The organism is Fodinicola feengrottensis, assembly GCF_039530045.1.
In the GTDB taxonomy this organism is placed as follows: domain Bacteria; phylum Actinomycetota; class Actinomycetes; order Mycobacteriales; family HKI-0501; genus Fodinicola; species Fodinicola feengrottensis.
In genome coordinates this window covers 1-760 of sequence record NZ_BAAANY010000060.1, presented here as the reverse complement: position 1 = coordinate 760, position 760 = coordinate 1, and the positions used below count along the sequence as shown (strand labels likewise).

Below are 760 nucleotides of genomic sequence, written 5' to 3'. Positions count from 1 at the left end.
GGTGAACGGTGCCGGTGCGGTCAGCTCGGCGAGGATGGCGCGTGCCTTCGGTGCGCCGATCCGCAGCTCGGTCATCAGCCGGTTCCGGGATGGCACCTCCCCCAGTTCGGCTGTGAGCTTGCGTGCCTTGGGCAGCAGCGCATCGACCGGAGGCGGGTACGCCGAACGGGACTCCTGCGTGGTGGTCTCGATGGTCATCGCGAGTCCTCTTTCCAACAGGTCGGGTACTGGTCGCCCTTGCCGCAGGCGAGGTAAATGCTCATCGGGACGATTTCGCAGTCCTCATGTCCGCCCTGATCGCGAACACACACCCAGTACGTGAAAGTGCTCCTGGCGCCAACCGCCATGTACCGGTGCGTGACTGTCCCGGAAAGCGAAGTGCAGCCGAGCAAAAGCGCAGCTATCAGCACCGCTCCGGCGGCGGCAACAGTTGTCTTGACCAGTCGCGTCATGATGACCATCAGGCGACCTCTTCCGAGTCCAAGGCCGCCGGAGCGGGCGTGCCATAGACCAGATGCCGCGCCATCAGCGCGCGATGCTCAGCCCGCCGCAACCGGCGCCAATCCAGCAACGTCGGACCGCCCTCAACGGTCAGAATCCGGATTTCCTCATCGACCAACGCAAGCTCAGCCTCAAGCGCCGGCCACTCACGCTCGATCTCCAGCAGCTCCGCATCTGTAGGACCGTCCTCCATCGGGTCGTTTCTCATCTCTGCATGCCTTCCGGGTAGGCACAGAGGGTCAAAAACCGCAGGTAGCAG

The 760-nt window shown here is 63.9% G+C and carries 3 protein-coding genes; all 3 read right to left on the bottom strand.

Annotated elements, in window-relative coordinates:
- Nucleotides 1-198: hypothetical protein (locus ABD301_RS42125; RefSeq protein ID WP_344315601.1), on the bottom strand; the 198-nt coding region annotated here is incomplete at its 3' end.
- Entirely contained in the window at nt 195-461 is a 267-nt protein-coding gene (locus ABD301_RS42120) for a hypothetical protein (protein WP_279582633.1), read from the bottom strand. The genes ABD301_RS42125 and ABD301_RS42120, both read right to left, overlap by 4 nt.
- The gene (locus tag ABD301_RS42115) at nt 461-709 is read right to left on the bottom strand and encodes a DUF6284 family protein (RefSeq protein ID WP_163572688.1); all 249 of its coding nucleotides are present in this window, start codon (nt 707-709) and stop codon (nt 461-463) included. The genes ABD301_RS42120 and ABD301_RS42115 overlap by 1 nt, the downstream gene beginning before the upstream one ends.
- Nucleotides 710-760 lie beyond the last annotated feature (51 nt).